Annotated in this window: 17 protein-coding genes; 14 read left to right on the forward strand and 3 right to left on the reverse strand. The window is 59.6% G+C overall.

Features of this window, described 5'->3' with window-relative positions; genetic code table 11:
* The first annotated feature begins 45 nt into the window (after window positions 1-45).
* Together mscL and QRM96_RS07760 are read left to right on the forward strand one after the other, a co-directional pair.
* Complete coding sequence (gene mscL, locus QRM96_RS07755) at window positions 46-450, forward strand: large conductance mechanosensitive channel protein MscL (protein ID WP_018760404.1); 405 nt, start codon at window positions 46-48, stop codon at window positions 448-450.
* A gap of 109 nt (window positions 451-559) precedes the next feature.
* Window positions 560-1729 (forward strand): glycosyltransferase 87 family protein, encoded by a 1170-nt coding sequence (locus QRM96_RS07760; protein WP_109044384.1) that lies wholly within the window; start codon window positions 560-562, stop codon window positions 1727-1729.
* Here the strand turns inward: QRM96_RS07760 and glmM are convergent.
* A complete protein-coding gene (glmM, locus tag QRM96_RS07765) occupies window positions 1719-3080 on the reverse strand; it encodes a phosphoglucosamine mutase (RefSeq protein WP_026264289.1) in 1362 nt (453 codons plus the stop codon). The two genes, QRM96_RS07760 and glmM, sit on opposite strands and share 11 nt — an antisense overlap.
* Window positions 3081-3226: 146 nt before the next feature.
* Between glmM and QRM96_RS07770 the strand changes: the two genes are divergently transcribed.
* From QRM96_RS07770 to QRM96_RS07780, 3 genes are all read left to right on the forward strand, one after another.
* The gene (locus QRM96_RS07770) at window positions 3227-4330 is read left to right on the forward strand and encodes an acyltransferase family protein (protein WP_018760407.1); all 1104 of its coding nucleotides are present in this window, start codon (window positions 3227-3229) and stop codon (window positions 4328-4330) included.
* 112 nt (window positions 4331-4442) lie between these two features.
* Complete coding sequence (locus QRM96_RS07775) at window positions 4443-5681, forward strand: bifunctional glycosyltransferase family 2/GtrA family protein (protein WP_285319106.1); 1239 nt, start codon at window positions 4443-4445, stop codon at window positions 5679-5681.
* A gap of 152 nt (window positions 5682-5833) precedes the next feature.
* Complete coding sequence (locus QRM96_RS07780; RefSeq protein WP_285319108.1) at window positions 5834-7759, forward strand: ArnT family glycosyltransferase; 1926 nt, start codon at window positions 5834-5836, stop codon at window positions 7757-7759.
* A 130-nt stretch (window positions 7760-7889) separates the two neighbouring features.
* Here QRM96_RS07780 and rpsI read toward each other — a convergent pair whose 3' ends face one another.
* Window positions 7890-8393, reverse strand: a complete 504-nt coding sequence (gene rpsI / locus QRM96_RS07785; RefSeq protein WP_018760410.1) for a 30S ribosomal protein S9 — start codon at window positions 8391-8393, stop codon at window positions 7890-7892.
* Between the two features lie 38 nt (window positions 8394-8431).
* Entirely contained in the window at window positions 8432-8875 is a 444-nt protein-coding gene (gene rplM, locus QRM96_RS07790) for a 50S ribosomal protein L13 (protein WP_015937805.1), read from the reverse strand.
* Between the two features lie 293 nt (window positions 8876-9168).
* On the opposite strand from rplM, the gene QRM96_RS07795 reads away from it, so the two are divergent.
* From QRM96_RS07795 to QRM96_RS07835, 9 genes are all read left to right on the forward strand, one after another.
* The gene (locus QRM96_RS07795) at window positions 9169-9834 is read left to right on the forward strand and encodes a prepilin peptidase (RefSeq protein ID WP_285319109.1); all 666 of its coding nucleotides are present in this window, start codon (window positions 9169-9171) and stop codon (window positions 9832-9834) included.
* Between the two features lie 278 nt (window positions 9835-10112).
* Entirely contained in the window at window positions 10113-10313 is a 201-nt protein-coding gene (locus QRM96_RS07800) for a Flp family type IVb pilin (RefSeq protein WP_026264290.1), read from the forward strand.
* Between the two features lie 153 nt (window positions 10314-10466).
* Window positions 10467-10667 (forward strand): Flp family type IVb pilin, encoded by a 201-nt coding sequence (locus QRM96_RS07805; protein ID WP_018760413.1) that lies wholly within the window; start codon window positions 10467-10469, stop codon window positions 10665-10667.
* A gap of 127 nt (window positions 10668-10794) precedes the next feature.
* Window positions 10795-11133 carry a TadE family protein gene (locus QRM96_RS07810; protein WP_255414760.1) on the forward strand — a complete coding sequence of 113 codons (339 nt, stop codon included), beginning with the start codon at window positions 10795-10797 and terminating at the stop codon, window positions 11131-11133.
* Window positions 11121-12137 carry a pilus assembly protein TadG-related protein gene (locus tag QRM96_RS07815; protein WP_018760415.1) on the forward strand — a complete coding sequence of 339 codons (1017 nt, stop codon included), beginning with the start codon at window positions 11121-11123 and terminating at the stop codon, window positions 12135-12137. The genes QRM96_RS07810 and QRM96_RS07815 overlap by 13 nt, the downstream gene beginning before the upstream one ends.
* A 22-nt stretch (window positions 12138-12159) precedes the next feature.
* Window positions 12160-12939, forward strand: a complete 780-nt coding sequence (gene cpaB, locus QRM96_RS07820) for a Flp pilus assembly protein CpaB (protein WP_285319112.1) — start codon at window positions 12160-12162, stop codon at window positions 12937-12939.
* The gene (locus QRM96_RS07825) at window positions 12936-14141 is read left to right on the forward strand and encodes a CpaE/TadZ family protein (protein WP_285319113.1); all 1206 of its coding nucleotides are present in this window, start codon (window positions 12936-12938) and stop codon (window positions 14139-14141) included. Before cpaB ends, QRM96_RS07825 begins: the two co-directional genes overlap by 4 nt.
* The gene (locus tag QRM96_RS07830; RefSeq protein WP_285319114.1) at window positions 14138-15619 is read left to right on the forward strand and encodes a TadA family conjugal transfer-associated ATPase; all 1482 of its coding nucleotides are present in this window, start codon (window positions 14138-14140) and stop codon (window positions 15617-15619) included. The genes QRM96_RS07825 and QRM96_RS07830 overlap by 4 nt, the downstream gene beginning before the upstream one ends.
* 2 nt (window positions 15620-15621) lie before the next feature.
* The gene (locus tag QRM96_RS07835; protein ID WP_018760419.1) at window positions 15622-16572 is read left to right on the forward strand and encodes a type II secretion system F family protein; all 951 of its coding nucleotides are present in this window, start codon (window positions 15622-15624) and stop codon (window positions 16570-16572) included.
* The last annotated feature ends 8 nt before the right edge of the window (window positions 16573-16580 follow it).

The raw sequence follows: 16580 nt of genomic DNA on the forward strand, positions 1-16580 counted from the left end.
TCGGCGTCATCCGGAGGCCTGCGGCTGTGGGCTAGCGTGGTTCCCATGCTGACAGGATTCAAGAATTTCATCATGAAAGGCAACGTCGTTGACCTTGCCGTCGCGGTTGTCATGGGTACTGCCTTCGGTGCAGTGGTGACGGCGATGGTGAACAAGGTGCTCATGCCATTCATTTCCGGCCTGGTGGGTGCGCCGAACTTTGACAGCTTTGCGAGGGTTGAACTGAATGGCAACGCGATCGAGTTCGGTGTGCTGCTGACCGCGATCGTCAACTTCCTGCTGATTGCGGGCGCCATCTACTTTGTGGTGGTCATGCCCATGAACCACATGATCGAGCGCCGCAACCGCCGGCTGGGCATCGACAAGAACGTCAAGGAGGAGGCTGCTGAGGATCCGCAGGTTGCGCTCCTGACCGAAATCCGTGACGCACTGAAGGACCGCACCGTCTAGGTCCTTCCTTAAAAGCCAGTGGCCCGCTTCCCTTCCGGGAGGCGGGCCACATTTGGTTGGTTTCCTAATAGCGTTGACATATCGGCGTTCCTCACCAAATGATGGCGCAATGGGGGACGCCATAACCAAGCAAACGGAAGTGCCATCAAAAACTCTGCGCCGGACAACTCCGCCGGCGGTTACGGTCCTGCTCGTCGTCATGGCGCTGGTTGCCCGTGTTCTCTTAGTTCCGTATGAAAGTGAAGATGCCGCCACTTTTCTCCTACCTTGGATGGAACAGTTTCGAGACCACGGCGTCTGGGCTCTCGGCGGGGACTTCTCGAATTACAACTTCCCGTACTTGTTCCTACTGTTCTTGGTCAGCTTCCTTCCAATTGACCCGCTCATCGCGATAAAAATTGTGTCCATCGCGGGCGATGTTTCACTCGCCTTGGCGGTGGCGGCATTGGCAAAGGAGCTCGGTCCATCACGGCTGGCACCGCGCACAGTAGCGGTGATATCGCTTTTGGCACCCACGGTGCTCGTCAACGGCGCGATGTGGGGACAGTGCGACTCCATCTATACCGCGTTCCTTTTGTTGTCGGCACGGAGCCTGCTTCGGAACAACTACAACTGTGCCTGGTCCTTTTGGGGGGTCGCTGTCGCGTTCAAACTCCAGTCTGTATTCTTTCTTCCAGCCTTGGCGGCAATCTCGCTACGCGGGCGCTTCAATATTCGAGGCGTGTTCATGGCTGGCTTCGTTTGGTTGGCGCTGAGCCTGCCGCCTGTGATCTTTGGGCGGTCTTGGGAAAGTACGCTCACTATCTATGTCAGACAAACACAGGACAACCGATTGGTATCCGGGGCAGCCAACATTTTTGCTATGTTCCCAAACCTGGGCATCGCTGAAGGAAGATGGTGGGGCATCATGCTCTGCGCCGTCGCCATCGGGATCGCAGTGTTCGCCTACTGGCGTGGTGAAGACGTTTCGGAGCGTCGCCTTCTCTTATGCATCACGACGGTCGCCGTGTGCCCCCTGCTGCTGCCCCAAATGCATGACCGTTACTTCTTTGCGGCTGAAGTTATGTCGTTGCTTCTCTTGAACTGGTCACGGCTACGTTTGGTTCCTTGCCTACTGGCCACCACAGGAGCGTTTGTCTATTTCTTGTACTTTGCAAAGAACAGCTACGCGTTGCCTCTTTCGATCGCCTTCCTCGTCCAAACCGTAGCCGTCATCCTCCTGTACCGGGCTCTCATGAGGCACAGCGAGAACGCATATAGGGGCTCAGTCATTCACTAATAAGTTCCAGGGCGAGTTCTGCCCGGACAACTTGCGCCAAGTGCTCGGCGATTGACTGGGCAGTTTCCTCGTCGGCGGCCTCGACCATCACCCGGACAACGGGTTCGGTTCCGGAGGGCCGGAGGAGGACGCGGCCGGTATCGCCGAGCGCCGCTTCCGCAGCCCCCACCGCTTGGGCCAGCACGTCGTTGCTGCCAACCTTGCTGCGGTCCACACCCTTGACGTTGATGAGGACCTGCGGGAGCTTGGTCATCACGGTGGCCAACTCCTTGAGCGGCTTCCCGGTGAGGGCCACCTGTGCGGCGAGCTGCAGGCCGGTGAGGAGGCCGTCACCGGTGGTGGCGTAGTCGGAGAAGATCACGTGGCCGGACTGTTCGCCGCCGAGGTTGTAGCCGCCGTCGCGCATGCCTTCGAGGACGTAGCGGTCCCCCACTGCCGTTTCCATGATGGTGATTCCGGCATCGCGGAGTGCGAGCTTGAGTCCCAGGTTGCTCATCACCGTGGCCACCAAGACGTCGTCCTTGAGCTTCCCGGACTTCTTGAGCGCCACCGCGAGGATGGCCATGATCTGGTCGCCGTCCACTTCGTTGCCTTCGTGGTCAACGGCCAGGCAGCGGTCGGCGTCGCCGTCGTGGGCGATTCCCAGGTCTGCCCCGTGCTTGATCACGGCTTCCTTGAGGGGACCCAAGTGGGTGGAGCCGACGCCGTCGTTGATGTTCAGTCCGTCTGGATCGGCGCCGATGACGATGAGGCGCGCGCCGGCGTCCTTGAAAAGCTGGGGTGAGCATCCGCTGGCGGCGCCGTTGGCGCAGTCAAGGACCACCGTGAGGCCGTCCAGGCGGTGCGGCAGCGTACGCAGGAGGTGGACGATGTAGCGGTCCTCCGCGTCGGAGAAGCGCTGGATGCGGCCCACGTCGGCTCCGGTGGGCCGGACAGCTTCCTTGCCCATCTGGGCTTCAATGGCGTCCTCGACCTCGTCCGGCAGCTTTTGCCCGCCGCGGGCGAAGAACTTGATTCCGTTGTCCGGCGCCGGGTTGTGGGACGCGGAAATCATGACGCCAAAGTCCGCATCGAGGTCCGCCACCAGGTAGGCCGCCGCCGGGGTGGGCAGCACACCGGCGTCATAGACGTCGATGCCCGAGCTGGAGAGTCCGGCCTCCACTGCGGCGGCGATGAATTCGCCACTGGCGCGCGGGTCACGTGCCAGCACCGCGCGCGGGCGGGAGCCGTTGGAGTTGCGGTCATGGCCGAGCACGACGGCGGCCGCCTGGGCCAGCTGCAGGGCCAGCTCAGCTGTCAGCAAGCCGTTGGCCAACCCCCGGACACCATCAGTTCCAAATAATCTAGACACCGGTCAAGTGTAGAGGATGGGGCGTGGGGCCCGGATTCCGGGAGGCAGCCGGAGAAGGTTGACGCTATCTTGAGCCTGGAAGACTGGCTTCTTGGATATGCTCACCGCAACAAGCTACATCACGCGGCTTAATTGGGGGCAGGACGATGCCGGCATCTGAACTGAAGTTGCCCAGCCTGACAGGGCTTCGTTTCTTTGCGGCGCTGGCCGTGGTGCTCTACCACCTTAGGATTTACTTCTCGCCAATCGGCGACGGCCTTGCCGTATTCGGCTATGGGTTCACGGCGGTCAGCTTCTTCTTTGTGCTTTCAGGTTTCGTGCTGACGTGGTCCCAAAAAGGCGACGTGAAGGCCAGTCGCTTCTACCTCCACCGATTCGCCAGGATTTGGCCGCTTCATTTATTGACGATGCTTTTGGCCATCTGGGCCCCGGCACTGCCCACCTCCTCCGGCGCATCCGTGCTGAGTGCTCTGCCTGTCGCCACACTCACCCAAGCTTGGATTCCTGCGAGTCCATCCCTTAACGCCTTCAATGGGGTCTCTTGGTCGCTGTCCTGCGAAGCATTCTTCTACTTGCTGTTTCCGCTGTTGTTCAAGAATCTCAGGCGCAGTAGCCCCAAGTTCCTGGTCTTGTTCATTGTGCCGATCAGCGGCGTTGTTCTATTTGGGGTCTTGGCGTCAATCACGTCCGTACCGGCAGCGGATTATCTGCTGGTGCCTATGCCGCTGTTTCGACTTGGAGAATTTGTCCTTGGAGTTTGTCTTGCCCGACTAATGCAGGCCGGCTGGCGGCCAAGACTTTCTTTGCTGACGGCGTTCGCTCTGCAGGTAGTCCTGACTGCTGGCCTTTTTGCCGCGTCGTTTGTCCTGAATGCTAATGCAGGACCGATACCGGCGACACTCGCGAATTTGATCATGGTCCCCGGATTTCTGTCAGTCATAGCAGCATGTGCCAAGCAGGACATCGAAGGTAGAACCGGAATAATAGGGTCCCCAGCCTTGACCAGACTCGGACAATGGTCATTTGCACTGTACTTGATTCACGAGGTGGTGCTCCGTGTGATCAGGCCATGGACTGAGTCCGCGTCCGTCCTGGAAGTATCTGGACTGGCCGCCTCTGTGATTGTGATATCCGTCGCCGCCGCCGGCGTGCTTCACGAGTTTGTGGAGAGGCCGCTCGAAAGGAACATCCGGTCGTGGCCGGCACGTCTCGGGTCGTTCAACAAGTACTCCACTCACGGGAGCAGGTAGTGACCGCGCCTTCAAGCTGCCCGGGCTAACGACTACTTGGATTTCAGTGATGAGTACCTGTCTTTCCTGAAAGGCCTCGCCCCGGCCCTACGAGCGCTCCTACGATCCATGCATGACACCTAGCTATGGGGGCTTGGCGCTCGAAATTGTAGTACCGGTTTTCAATGAGGAAGCCGTACTCGAACACAGCATCTCAAGACTCTCCGAATATCTCTCACAAGAAATGCCGTCGACATGGAAGATAACCATTGCCGACAATGCGAGCACCGACAGGACTCCGGCTATTGCTGCCCGGCTCAGCGAGAAACTGCCAAATGTCGAGTATCGCCGCCTCGAGGTCAAAGGGCGTGGTTTCGCGCTTCGCGATGCTTGGAGCGCTTCGGAGGCAAAGGTTCTGGCCTACCTGGACGTGGACCTTTCCACAGATCTTGCCGCACTCCCGCCGCTGGTAGCGCCCCTTTTGTCAGGGCATTCGGACATTTCCATCGGCACGAGGCTGGGTCAGAGCTCACGCGTCAGTCGCGGTCCAAAACGGGAATTTATCTCCCGCTCTTATAATTTCCTGCTCCGCCGGACCATGCAGGTCCGGTTTTCCGATGCGCAATGCGGATTCAAGGCAATACGGGCCGATGTGGCCAAGCGTTTGCTCCCGCATGTGGAAGACAACGGCTGGTTCTTTGATACTGAGTTGCTGATCATCGCAGAGCGCTCGGGGCTGCGGATCCACGAAATCCCGGTCGACTGGATTGATGACCCCGATAGTCGGGTCAACATTAAGCAAACAGCGGTGGACGATCTTCGCGGGATGGTGCGCGTCGCCGGTTCCCTGGTGAGAGGTTCGATTCCCGTCCAGGCAATTTATGCCGAGCTCGGTCGCGGGCCGATAGCCCCACCGGGCCGTCCCAGCTTTTTCGGCCAAGTGGTCAGGTTCGGGCTCGTTGGCGTATTTTCAACCATTGCATTCGCATTGTTGTATTTGGTTCTCCAAGGGCCCTTTGGCGCGCAACAGGCCAACTTCCTCGCCCTGCTGCTGACGGCCGTTGGCAACACTGCCGCGAACAGGCGGTTCACTTTCGGCATTAGCGGCCCAGCGAAACTGTTTACCCAGCAATTCCAAGGGCTCGTCGTCTTTCTTTTGGCTTGGGCCATCACATCCTCGGCACTGATGGTCCTGCACGCGGCTAATCTCGACTCAGCTCCAAGCACCGAACTTTTGGTCCTGACCGCTGCCAACGTCTTCGCCACATTGCTGCGGTTCGTCCTTCTTCGCCTCTGGGTATTTAGGGTTCGCCGTGCTGACGAGCGTTCAGCCATTCTCGCCTTCCGGCCCGTTGGACAGCCAGTTCGTTGAGCATCGACAGGGCGCACCACATCCCTGCCTCCTGTCGAGTAAGCGCACCGCCTATTTCGGCTGCAGCAAATGATAGTTAAAGAAATTTCTCTCGGCCGGGACCCAGCCATTACCACCAGGGTGGGTTCAGTCGAATTTCAAGGGGGAGACCATTGACGGCGTCACCATCTACGACCTTCGGTGCTGGCTACGGAGCAGCAGCCGGACGGTCCCTCCAAGGCCTGTTGAAGGGGCGCACTCAGGATCCAGCGTGGGAGCGGCCGATCCTGTTGCTCATTCTCGCCCTCAATGCCACTCTCTACTTCTGGAACCTCGGGATCAACGGATGGGGTAACTATTTCTACAGCGCCGCAGTCCAGTCCGGCACGCAGAACCTGGTCTCCGCCTTTTTTGGCTCTTCCGATTGGGGTAATTCCATTACCGTTGATAAGCCGCCACTTAGTTTGTGGGTCATGGAGATTTCCACCAAAATCTTCGGCTTCACTCCCATCGGAATATTGGCACCTCAAGCAATTATGGGAGTTGCATCAACACTTCTCATCTACCTCATCATTCGCCATGAATTCGCAGCAGTACCTGCACTTCTTGCCGCCACCATATTCTTTACGACTCCGATCGTGGTTCTTATGTCGAGGTACAACAACCCCGACCCCCTCATGCTTCTACTGATGCTCGTCTCGGTATATGCGGTCCAGCATGCGATCGAATCCGATCGAGTGAGATACCTGATTCTCTTAGGGGCAGCAGTTGGGTTGGCATTCATGACCAAGCAGCTTCAAGGACTCCTGGTGCTTCCGAGCGCCAGTGTTGCGTATCTGCTGTGGAGTAACGCGGGATGGACCAGGAAACTGAAACATGCCGGCATTTCAGGCTCCGTGATGGCGGTCACCGGCGGCGCCTGGATGACCGCGGTGGACTTGATACCGGCAGAGGCGCGGCCCTTCGTGGGAGGATCACATTCCAACAGTGTGTTGGAACTGACCTTGGCCTACAACGGCTTGGACCGCATAGTTGGGACCGAGGAAGATCCTGTTGCTAACCTCATACCTGCACAATTCAGGCAGGTGGATTCGGACGCAGGGCTTCTGCGGCTCCTGAATGCAAACTACGGCCAGGAAATCGGATGGATCCTGCCTGCGGCCGTGGTCGGCACGCTACTGATATGTCTCGGATGGAAGCTGTTACCCCCCGCACGGGGTGTAAGGGCCCTCGCCTTTGTGGCCATCACCTGGTTCCTGGGAACCTACCTCGTGTTGAGTTTCATGGGCAATCAAATTCATACCTATTACACGGAGGCGCTCTCGGCACCGCTGGCCCTCACCGTAGGCGTGGCCAGTGCACTTTACATCAGGCACCGACGGCTGCTGGTTGTGAGAGTCCTGGCGGCGCTCGGCATCCTGTCAACGGCAGTGTGCTCTTGGCTTATTCTGAGCAGCGTTGTTGGCTGGCCGGAATGGATAGGCAGCGGGATCTTGCTGCTGGGGACTCTTGGAGCAGCACTGTCTGTGGTTAGGCCCCCGACGCGGTGGCTGGAGGTGTGCGCCGCAAGCATGGCGGTTGCAGCATTACTGGCGGGGCCGCTCCTAACGTCTGCGCTCAATACAACACTCCCCCAGAACGGTTCCAACCCCGTATCTGGTCAACTGAGCAAAAGTCCTGCCAGCATCAATCGCTTCCTCGACAACATGAAACACGGGAACCCCGCTTGGGCTTACGACGTTGCCTTTGGCCAAACCCCGAACGCTTCCATCCTCGACAAACTGGCGGCCTCAGAAACGTGCCTGTGGGCGGCTGCCACTTCAGCCTCGCAGACAGCTGCACGGCTGCAAATTGAGGCCAAGCGGCCGATCATGCCGCTCGGTGGGTTCGCTGGATCCGACCCGTCCCCCACCCTCCAAGCCTTCAAGGACAAGGTCGCTGGCGGACAAATTTGCTACTTTCTTCCCCAGGATGAGTTTCTGGCAACCCAGCCAAAGGCAAGCACCGTCGCTGAAATTACCGACTGGGTAAAAACCCACTTTCAGCTTGAGATGGTAGGCGGGCAAGGCATCTACGACTTATCAAAACCGATTTCGTGAGCCCAGGGGGCCTCTTCGGACACTCGTGTAGCGGCTATTAGAGGCGCGTCCGACGATTCCCCTGAGGGAATTACCGCACGCAAAAAGCCCGCCCCACCAAAAGGTGGGACGGGCTTCTGTGCAAGCGGATTTAGCGCTTGGAGTACTGCTGGGCCTTGCGGGCCTTCTTGAGACCGGCCTTCTTACGCTCGATGACACGGGCGTCGCGGGACAGGTAACCGGCCTTCTTCAGGGTCGGGCGGTTGTTCTCGACGTCGATCTCGTTCAGCGAACGAGCGATGCCGAGACGCAGGGCGCCTGCCTGGCCGGAGATGCCGCCACCGTGGATACGGGCGATGACGTCGTAGGCGCCTTCGAGATCAAGGATCTTGAAGGGCTCGTTGACGTCCTGCTGGTGCAGCTTGTTCGGGAAGTAGTTCGCCAGCTCGCGGCCGTTGATGGTCCACTTGCCGGAGCCGGGCACAACGCGCACGCGTGCAACGGCTTCCTTGCGGCGGCCAACAGCTGCGCCGGCAACCGTCAGGGCCGGGCGTTCCTTCTTGGGAGCAGCTTCGGAAGCTGAGCTCTCAGAGGTGTAGCTGGTCAGGTTTTCCTCGGCCTCGACGGCCTCGGTGGTCTCTTCGTTCTGAGCCACGATTCTCCTTGTATAGATAAGTTGTTTGGTGGCCAGGACTACTGGGCGACCTGGGTGATTTCGAAAGTCTTGGGCTGCTGGGCGGCGTGCGGGTGCTCAGCACCGCGGTACACCTTCAGCTTGCCCAGCTGCTGTGCAGCGAGGGAGTTCTTGGGGAGCATGCCCTTGATGGCCTTCTCAACGGCGCGGACCGGGTTGGATTCCAGCAGTTCCGCGTAGTTGACGGAGGTCAGGCCGCCCGGGTAGCCGGAGTGGCGGTATGCGCGCTTCTGCTCCAGCTTGGCGCCGGTGAGGGCAACCTTTTCAGCGTTGATGATGATGACGAAGTCGCCCATGTCCATGTGGGACGCGAAAGTGGCCTTGTGCTTGCCGCGCAGCAGGATTGCGGTCTGGCTTGCAAGACGACCAAGGACAACGTCGGTGGCGTCAATGACGTGCCACTGGCGGTTGATATCGCCGGGCTTCGGGGTGTACGTACGCACGGTGTTTGCCTCGTTCTTGTTCTGGCGTTCTTGTTTAGGTGTCGCTAGCTCGCGCACCTACTGTCTGCGCGCTACCGGAACAGAGGTGAGGGCTCCATGTAACCAGTCATCCTGAAGTTCCGAATGTGCACGTTGAGTAGTTATCCTGCAACCGGATTCTCAAGCGGGCACGCACCATCGGAATAGGACACGCACAACGACTACCTAGATTAGCGCGTCAGGTGGTTCAGGGTCAAAATGGGGTAGCGGCGGTTGGCTCGTCATGCGCCAACCCCATCAACGCAGGGGGCGCAGTGGTATCAGCAGAGGGCGGAGGCTCGGCGGCTTGGCTCCTTGTCGTTGCCATAGGCCTGTTGGGGTGTTTCCTCTCCCCCGCAGCTGAGATCCTGATTGCGCGGCTGCTGCCGCGACTGGGTGCGCTGCCGGCGCCGCGGGTTCGGATGACGACGGCGGCCGTCACCGGCGCCGCGTGCGCCGCCTTCGTCCTGCGCTTTGGCAATATACCGGGCCTGCCGGCCCTAATCCTCCTGGCAGTGCTAGGCGTTCAACTTTCAAGGGTGGACATCGCCCTGCATTTATTGCCCAACCAGCTCGTATTTATTCTCTTAGTCGCCGGCATTGTCCTGTTGGCAGCTCCGCTGATATTTGGTCAGCAAGCTGACGATTTCATCAGAGCTCTCGTTGGCGCGGTCATTTTGTTCGCTGCCTACCTTATTTTGGCGTTGATTTCGCCTGGCGGCATCGGAATGGGCGATGTGAAGCTGGCCGCGCCCGTCGGCCTTTACCTGGGGTACCTAGGTTGGAGCCAGCTGCTCTACGGTGGCCTCCTGGGCTTTATCGTGAATGGAATCACAACAGCAATGCTCCTCGGTGGAAAACGCCGGAATATGGCCAAGGAAGTGCCACACGGCCCCGCCATGCTTGGCGCCTTGGCCGTCACTGCCCTGCTCATCCAGTAGCACGGACTGCAGCCGAGCGACACCTTGCGCTCGGGTTGAAGCGCGCCCATCCAAGTAGTCAATGGAACAGGCTGATCGCGCCCTAGGTACCTTTCCGAGTATTCGAGTACGTCCTTTCAGCGCGCCGCCTAAAAGTCGAGTACCACTACGCATTGTTGCCCACCGGCGTAAATGACAATCTCTTCTTAGCGAAGTCCAGCCGCTAAGGATTTATGGGGGCAGCTGGAAATTCGTTGAAATCAAAATCACTTCAATTTCACCGAATTAAGGAAAATACAATGACTTCTCTTATGGTCTCGATGATGGCTTTCGTCGCCGGCGTCAAGGATCGCTTCTCCTCCGAAAAGGGCGCGACTGCCACTGAGTACTCGCTGCTCGTGGCCTTCATCGCTCTGATCATCATCGTCGGCGTCACCGCCTTTGGCGGAGCCCTCAACACCTGGTTCACCAGCCTCGGCACCAAGGTCGGCACCTGGTAGGTGGCACCCTCCCGAGTGCGCCGCGTCCTTGCAGTCCAGCAGGCGCGGCGCACTTCGTGGCAGCGGCAAAGCTTCCAAAGCTGCCAGTCAGAGATCGCCTGGGGCGACCAGCCGGCGCATCAGCGACCGAGCCAAATCAAGTTAGGAACAGAAATGACTTCATTCATGGTCTCCGTACTCGCCTTCGTGGCGGGCTGCAAGGAGCGCATCTCCTCGGAAAAGGGTGCAACCGCGACAGAATACTCGCTCCTCGTGGCCTTCATCGCACTCATCATCATCATTGGCGTCACTGCCTTCGGCACGGCGCTCAACACCTGGTTTACCAGCCTGGGCACGACAGTCGGCACCTGGTAGCCAGCCCACTTTCGGTTGTGCCGCGCACCAACCGCGGCACAACCGAAAAACGCAATCGACCTCGGGGGATCCGTTGAAAAAGATCCGCAAAGCAAACACGGAACACAAGAGCCGCGGCGCAGTAGCTGTGGAGTTTGCACTGGTGGCTCCCATCCTTCTGTCCGTAGTCGTAGGAATCGTCGAGTTCGCGAACGCCTACAACGCCCAAATTTCCGTGACCCAGGCAGCCAGGGAGGCCGCTCGGACCATGGCCGTCAAGAACAGCCAGACCGATGCGAAAGCCGCAGCAGTCGCCGGTGCCCCCGGAGTCAACTCCGCAGCTTTCGCCTACACCTTCAGCCCCGCGGCTTGCGCGCCAGACACCACGGAAAAGGTAACCATCACCTATTCCGCGACGACTCTGACAGGGCTTTTTGGTAGTTCCGTAACCGTCACCGGAGTGGGAGCAATGCGATGCAACGGCTGACGCGGCGAACCACCGACCGCGACCGCGAGCGCGGGGCCGCTGGCGTCATGGTTGCCGTCATGATGGTGGTGCTCATCGGTGCAGGCGCCCTGGCTGTCGATACCGGACAAATCTACGCAGAGCGGGCCCAGTTGCAGAATGCTGCAGACGCGGGAGCGCTTGCAGGCGCGGACATGTGCTCCGCTACCGGCGGCTGCACCCAGGCCGCCGTGAATAGCGTTGCCTCGACCCTGGCGAACAACAACTCCAACGACAACAAATCCACGGTTGAGTCAGTCGATCTCTCGGTCCCGGGCCAAGTGTCTGTGACTACGTCCACGAAGGACGGTGTCACCAACGCCGGTTTCCTGACCAAGATGTTCGCCAGCGCCTTGAACGCACCGCCGGCCAAAGTGGGTGCTACGGCCACGGCGAAGTGGTTGTACCCCACGAAGGGAGTTACCGTTCTCCCGCTGACTTTTGCCCCCTGTGAATTCAAGGATGACGGTCTGCCTCACAAAATCCTCATCCAGGGTGGCGCGCAGGACTGCAATGGGCAGAATCCTTCAAATCAGATCATCCCCGGCGGCTTCGCCTGGCTCAAGCCAGACGGAAACACTGGCTGCAAGGTTACAGCCGAAGTTGGACAGTGGAGCATGACGAGCACAGGTGCCTCAGTCCCAACGGGATGCATCGATCTCTTCAACCCGACACTCAATCCATCACTGCCGAATTCCACGGTGGCGCTTCCGGTTTACAAGTACACGTGCGCCGGGATGTCAACGGCACAATTCGGTTCATGCAGCGGCAGTTCCGTGCAGTACTTCATCGAAAAGTGGGCCGGCTTCAAGATTCAGGCATGGAACCTCGGCGGCCAGGCCAAATACGACCCAACCAACGTGTTCACGTCAAGCGAGAAGGGCCTGTACGGAACCTTCGTCGGTTATTCCGCAGATCCCAGCCTCTTCACCGGAGGCACAACAACGTCCACAGGCAACGTCGTTGTCCTTGGGCTGATCAAATAAAAATCACCTAAAGGGGAAGAAAGTGAAAGCACGCCTACTGGGAGGCATCGCCGCGCTAGTCATCGCGATAACCGGCACCGTCCTTCTTATTACATACGTACAGAGCGCGGATGCCCGTGCCATGGCCGGAACCGAAACATCGGAAGTGTTTGTGGTTCAGTCCGCCGTTCCAGCGGGGACAGCAGTCAACGATTTGGGAGGGTCGGTAGCCAAGAAGCCGCTCCCCAAGTCAGCGCTCACCGCTGACAGCGTGACCGACCTGAACTCCCTGGGCTCGAAGGTCACAGCCGTTGCCCTGGTTCCCGGTGAGCAACTGCTGTCGAGCCGACTGGTGGAAAAGGAATCATTCCTAGGACCGTCACGAGTCGCCGTTCCCGATGGAATGCAGGAGATCTCCCTCAAGCTCCCCATCGAACGCGTAGTTGGCGGAAAGATCTCCGCCGGCGACACGGTGGGCATCTTCATCTCCCTCACCGAATCATCCACCAACGGGGCAGGGCAGACGGCTACGCAGTCTGCGGGCACCCAGCTGACCTTCCACAAAGTACTTGTCACTGCCACCCAGTTGAGCAACGGCAGCCCGGCCCAGCAGGATTCGACCCAAAAGTCGGAAGGATCCCTCAACTCCGGGAGCAATACTCAAAGCGACGGAAACTACCTGATCACAGTCGCCCGCAACTCGGTTGACGCCGAACGCCTCGTTTACGCAGCAGAATTCGGCAAGATCTACATGTCGAAAGAGCCCACCGGGGCTACGGAAGGCACCACCGGTGTCGTGGACAAGACGAAGGTATTCCGATGAGCCGCTTTGTCCTGATCACTCCAAACACGGAGTTCGAGCGCAAAGTCCGTCTGGCCACGGCAGCCATGCCGGGAACCCTTCAATACTTCCAGGCTGACTATCTTCCCCAAGGTCCCGAGGAAGTCCTGACGCAGCTCCTCGGCGAACCGCCGGAAGTTTTCGTCCTCGGGCCCGGGCTCCCGGCCGACGAGACCTTGAAGTTCGCCGCGGTCATGGATCTGCAGTATCCGGAGATCAGCATGATCCTGGTGACCGATGAATCTTCCGAAGTGGCAATCCAGGCCATGCGGGCGGGCATCCGGGATCTCTTGGATCCGGCCGCAGAAGTTGACCACATCCGAATCATCGTCGAGCGGGCAAGCCTTGCCTCCGCCGGACGGCGGCGCGGCCTGTCCCCAAGCAGCTCCGAACATCATGAGCACGCCGCGGGGGGCCGGATCATCGCCGTCATCTCACCCAAGGGAGGGGTAGGCAAGACTACCGTGGCGACGAACCTGGCCGTGGGGCTGGGAAAGATCGCCCCAATGGGGGTGGTCATCGTGGACCTGGACCTGCAGTTTGGAGACGTCGCCAGCGGGCTGATGCTGGAACCTGACCACACCATCACGGACGCCGTTGTGGGTGCCGCGAGCCAGGACTCCATGGTCCTCAAGACGTATTTGACCGTGCACCCTGCCGGCATTTATGCCCTGTGCGCCCCAAAGAACCCGGTGGAAATGGACCGGATCACGGGAGAAAACGTCAGCCACCTGCTTACCCAGCTGCGGCAGGAGTTCCAGTACGTCGTCGTGGATACGGCGCCGGGGCTCGGCGAACATGTACTGGCGACTCTTGACCTGGCTTCGGACGCCGTTTGGATCTGCGGCATGGATGTTCCGAGCATCCGGGGCCTTCGCTCCGGAAACCAGATCCTCTCCGAACTGAACCTCTTGCCGGAAGTCCGCCACGTGGTCCTCAACATGGCGGACCGCCGCAGCGGGCTGACGCTCCAGGATGTTGAAGCCACCATCGGGGCCCCGGTGGATGTGGTGCTCCCCCGCTCGCGGACCCTTCCGTTCTCAACCAATAAGGGGATCCCGCTCCTGCAGGACGGCAGCCGGGATCCCGCGCAAAAAGGTCTCCGACAACTGGTGAAGCGGTTCGAACCCAACTGGGAAGCAAGACCCCACAAGAAGTTGCACAGAAGGGCGGTAGTCCAGTGAACCTCTCACGCAGGCTTGAAAAGGCACGCGGCACCGAGCCGAGCTTGGCAGTCGTCGACGAAAAGCACGATCCGTTCGTGTTGGCCAAGGACGCTGCTGAACCAGCCACGTTGGGCCGCATCCACGACGTCAAGACCGCCGAAACAGCGCAAGCGGCCGAAGTCATCGAGCTGAGCCCCACTGCGGCTGCGGCGAGTGGCGCGCTGAGCGCACTCAAAGAGCGCGCCAGTACGGCCCTCTACGAGCGGCTTGGTGCCCGCATCACTGACTCTTCCCTCGAAGAGAGCGAGCTCCACCAATTCGTCAAGGACGAGTTGAAGCTCGTCGTCGACGAGGAACAGGTTCCGCTGACTTCGTCCGAGCGCCAACGCCTTATCCGCGAAATCATTGATGACGTCCTTGGCCATGGTCCAATCCAGCGGTTCCTGGACGATCCGTCCGTCACCGAAGTGATGGTCAATCGTTTCGACCAGGTTTATGTGGAACGGGCCGGCAAGTTGACGTTGACAGACACCAAGTTCGCCTCCGACGACGCACTGAGGAGGGTGATCGAGCGCATCGTGTCGAAGGTTGGACGCCGCATCGACGAGTCCTCTCCTCTCGTGGATGCACGTCTCGCGGACGGATCGCGCGTCAACGCCATCATCCCGCCGCTTGCTGTCAACGGCCCCGCGCTGACTATCCGAAAGTTCGGCGGTGATGCCCTCACGGTACAAAAGCTCATTGCCTTCGGCAGCCTCTCCCCCGAGATGGCCGAATTGCTTCAAGCCTGCGTCCTGGCCAGGATGAACATCATCGTTTCCGGCGGTACAGGCACCGGCAAGACGACGCTTCTCAATGCCTTGTCTTCCTTCATTCCCGCATCGGACCGCATCGTCACGATTGAGGACGCGGTGGAACTCCAGCTTCAGCAGGACCATGTGGTGAGGCTGGAAAGCCGGCCGGCGAACATTGAAGGAAAAGGCGAGATCGCCATTCGCGACCTCGTGCGAAACTCGCTCCGCATGCGGCCCGATCGCATAGTAGTCGGCGAAGTCCGCGGCGGCGAATGCCTTGACATGTTGCAGGCCATGAACACCGGCCACGACGGCTCCCTCTCCACAGTCCACGCCAATTCCCCCCGCGATGCCATAGCCCGCCTTGAGACCCTGGTATTGATGGCCGGGATGGATCTGCCGCTCCGCGCTGTACGCGAGCAGGTGGCCTCCGCGGTGAACCTTATTGTTCATATCTCCAGGCTGAGGGACGGCACCCGACGCGTGACGCACATCACCGAGGTTCAGGGCATGGAGGGCGATATCGTCACCCTCCAGGATGCGTTTATCTTCGATTTTGCTGCGGGAGTCGACTCGAACGGAAGGTTCCTTGGTAAGCCAGTGCCAACTGGTGTTCGGCCACGGTTCACGGACCGGTTCGCGGACCTTGGCATCCACGTTTCGCCGCACATCTTTGGCGCTGAAACGGGCCGAGGTAGATAGCCATGACGCCGTCTGTGCCAGTTGCCCTCTTCATGACGGGCCTGTTCCTGGTCTACACGTCGCTCGCCCTGCTTTTCGTATTCGTTTGGAAGGGACGCCCAGGCGTCCCCCTTTCCAGGCGACGCCCCGAGATCGCGCAACAATCCTCCAACCTGACACGCCTGACCAATCAAGCCGTCGGCGCCCTGAACCGCGGCCTGAAGAAGCGCCCTACGTCGATCTTCAACCGCGAAAAGTTGGAGCAGGCAGGCCTTAACAAAGAGCCTGGGGATTACCTCCTGATCGCCGGAACAGTCACTTTGGTGTCAACGGTGGCGGCATTCCTCCTCGGCGGCATCGGCATGAGCATCCTGGCCCTGGTTGTCACGCCTTTCCTCCTTTATCTGGGCCTAAACTTCCTTATCTCCCGGCGCAGAAAGGCCTTCGACGCACAGGTTCCGGACACGCTGCAAATGTTCTCCGGCGGTCTCCGGGCGGGCCACAGCCTCTTGAGGGCTATCGACGCAGCAGCGCAGGAAAATGATGGACCGATGGCGGCGGAGCTCACCCGAATCGTCAACGAAACCAGGATCGGGCGCGATTTGGGTGAATCGATGGCGGATGTCTCCCGGAGGACAGCAAGCGAGGACTTTTACTGGATAGCACAAGCCATTGAGATCCACCGCGAAGTTGGTGGGGACCTGGCAGAAGTCCTGGACCACGTGGGTGAGACCATCCGCGACCGAAACCAAGTTAAAGGCCAGGTCAGGGCACTCAGCGCAGAAGGGCGTATCTCGGCATTGGTCCTCATGGCCCTGCCGATCCTGATGTTCATCGGCCTCGTGCTGTTCAACCCAACCTACTCGCGGGTGTTTACCACGACATTCGTCGGATTCGCGATGTTGGGTGCGGCGATCATCCTCTTGTCCGTTGGCGGGCTCTGGCTCAGCCGCATCATCAAACCGAAGTACTAGGGGGATGA

The organism is Pseudarthrobacter sp. lyk4-40-TYG-27 (genome assembly GCF_030209295.1).
Classification (GTDB): Bacteria; Actinomycetota; Actinomycetes; order Actinomycetales; family Micrococcaceae; genus Arthrobacter.

Bases quoted from the DNA above. Each gene is read 5' to 3' on its own strand.
- QRM96_RS07770 (WP_018760407.1), top strand. From the start codon at position 3,227: ATGCCGGCATCTGAACTGAAGTTGCCCAGCCTGACAGGGCTTCGTTTC.
- QRM96_RS07805 (WP_018760413.1), top strand. From the start codon at position 10,467: ATGACTTCATTCATGGTCTCCGTACTCGCCTTCGTGGCGGGCTGCAAG.
- mscL (WP_018760404.1), top strand. From the start codon at position 46: ATGCTGACAGGATTCAAGAATTTCATCATGAAAGGCAACGTCGTTGAC.
- QRM96_RS07775 (WP_285319106.1), top strand. From the start codon at position 4,443: ATGACACCTAGCTATGGGGGCTTGGCGCTCGAAATTGTAGTACCGGTT.
- QRM96_RS07835 (WP_018760419.1), top strand. From the start codon at position 15,622: ATGACGCCGTCTGTGCCAGTTGCCCTCTTCATGACGGGCCTGTTCCTG.
- QRM96_RS07800 (WP_026264290.1), top strand. From the start codon at position 10,113: ATGACTTCTCTTATGGTCTCGATGATGGCTTTCGTCGCCGGCGTCAAG.
- QRM96_RS07815 (WP_018760415.1), top strand. From the start codon at position 11,121: ATGCAACGGCTGACGCGGCGAACCACCGACCGCGACCGCGAGCGCGGG.
- QRM96_RS07760 (WP_109044384.1), top strand. From the start codon at position 560: ATGGGGGACGCCATAACCAAGCAAACGGAAGTGCCATCAAAAACTCTG.
- QRM96_RS07825 (WP_285319113.1), top strand. From the start codon at position 12,936: ATGAGCCGCTTTGTCCTGATCACTCCAAACACGGAGTTCGAGCGCAAA.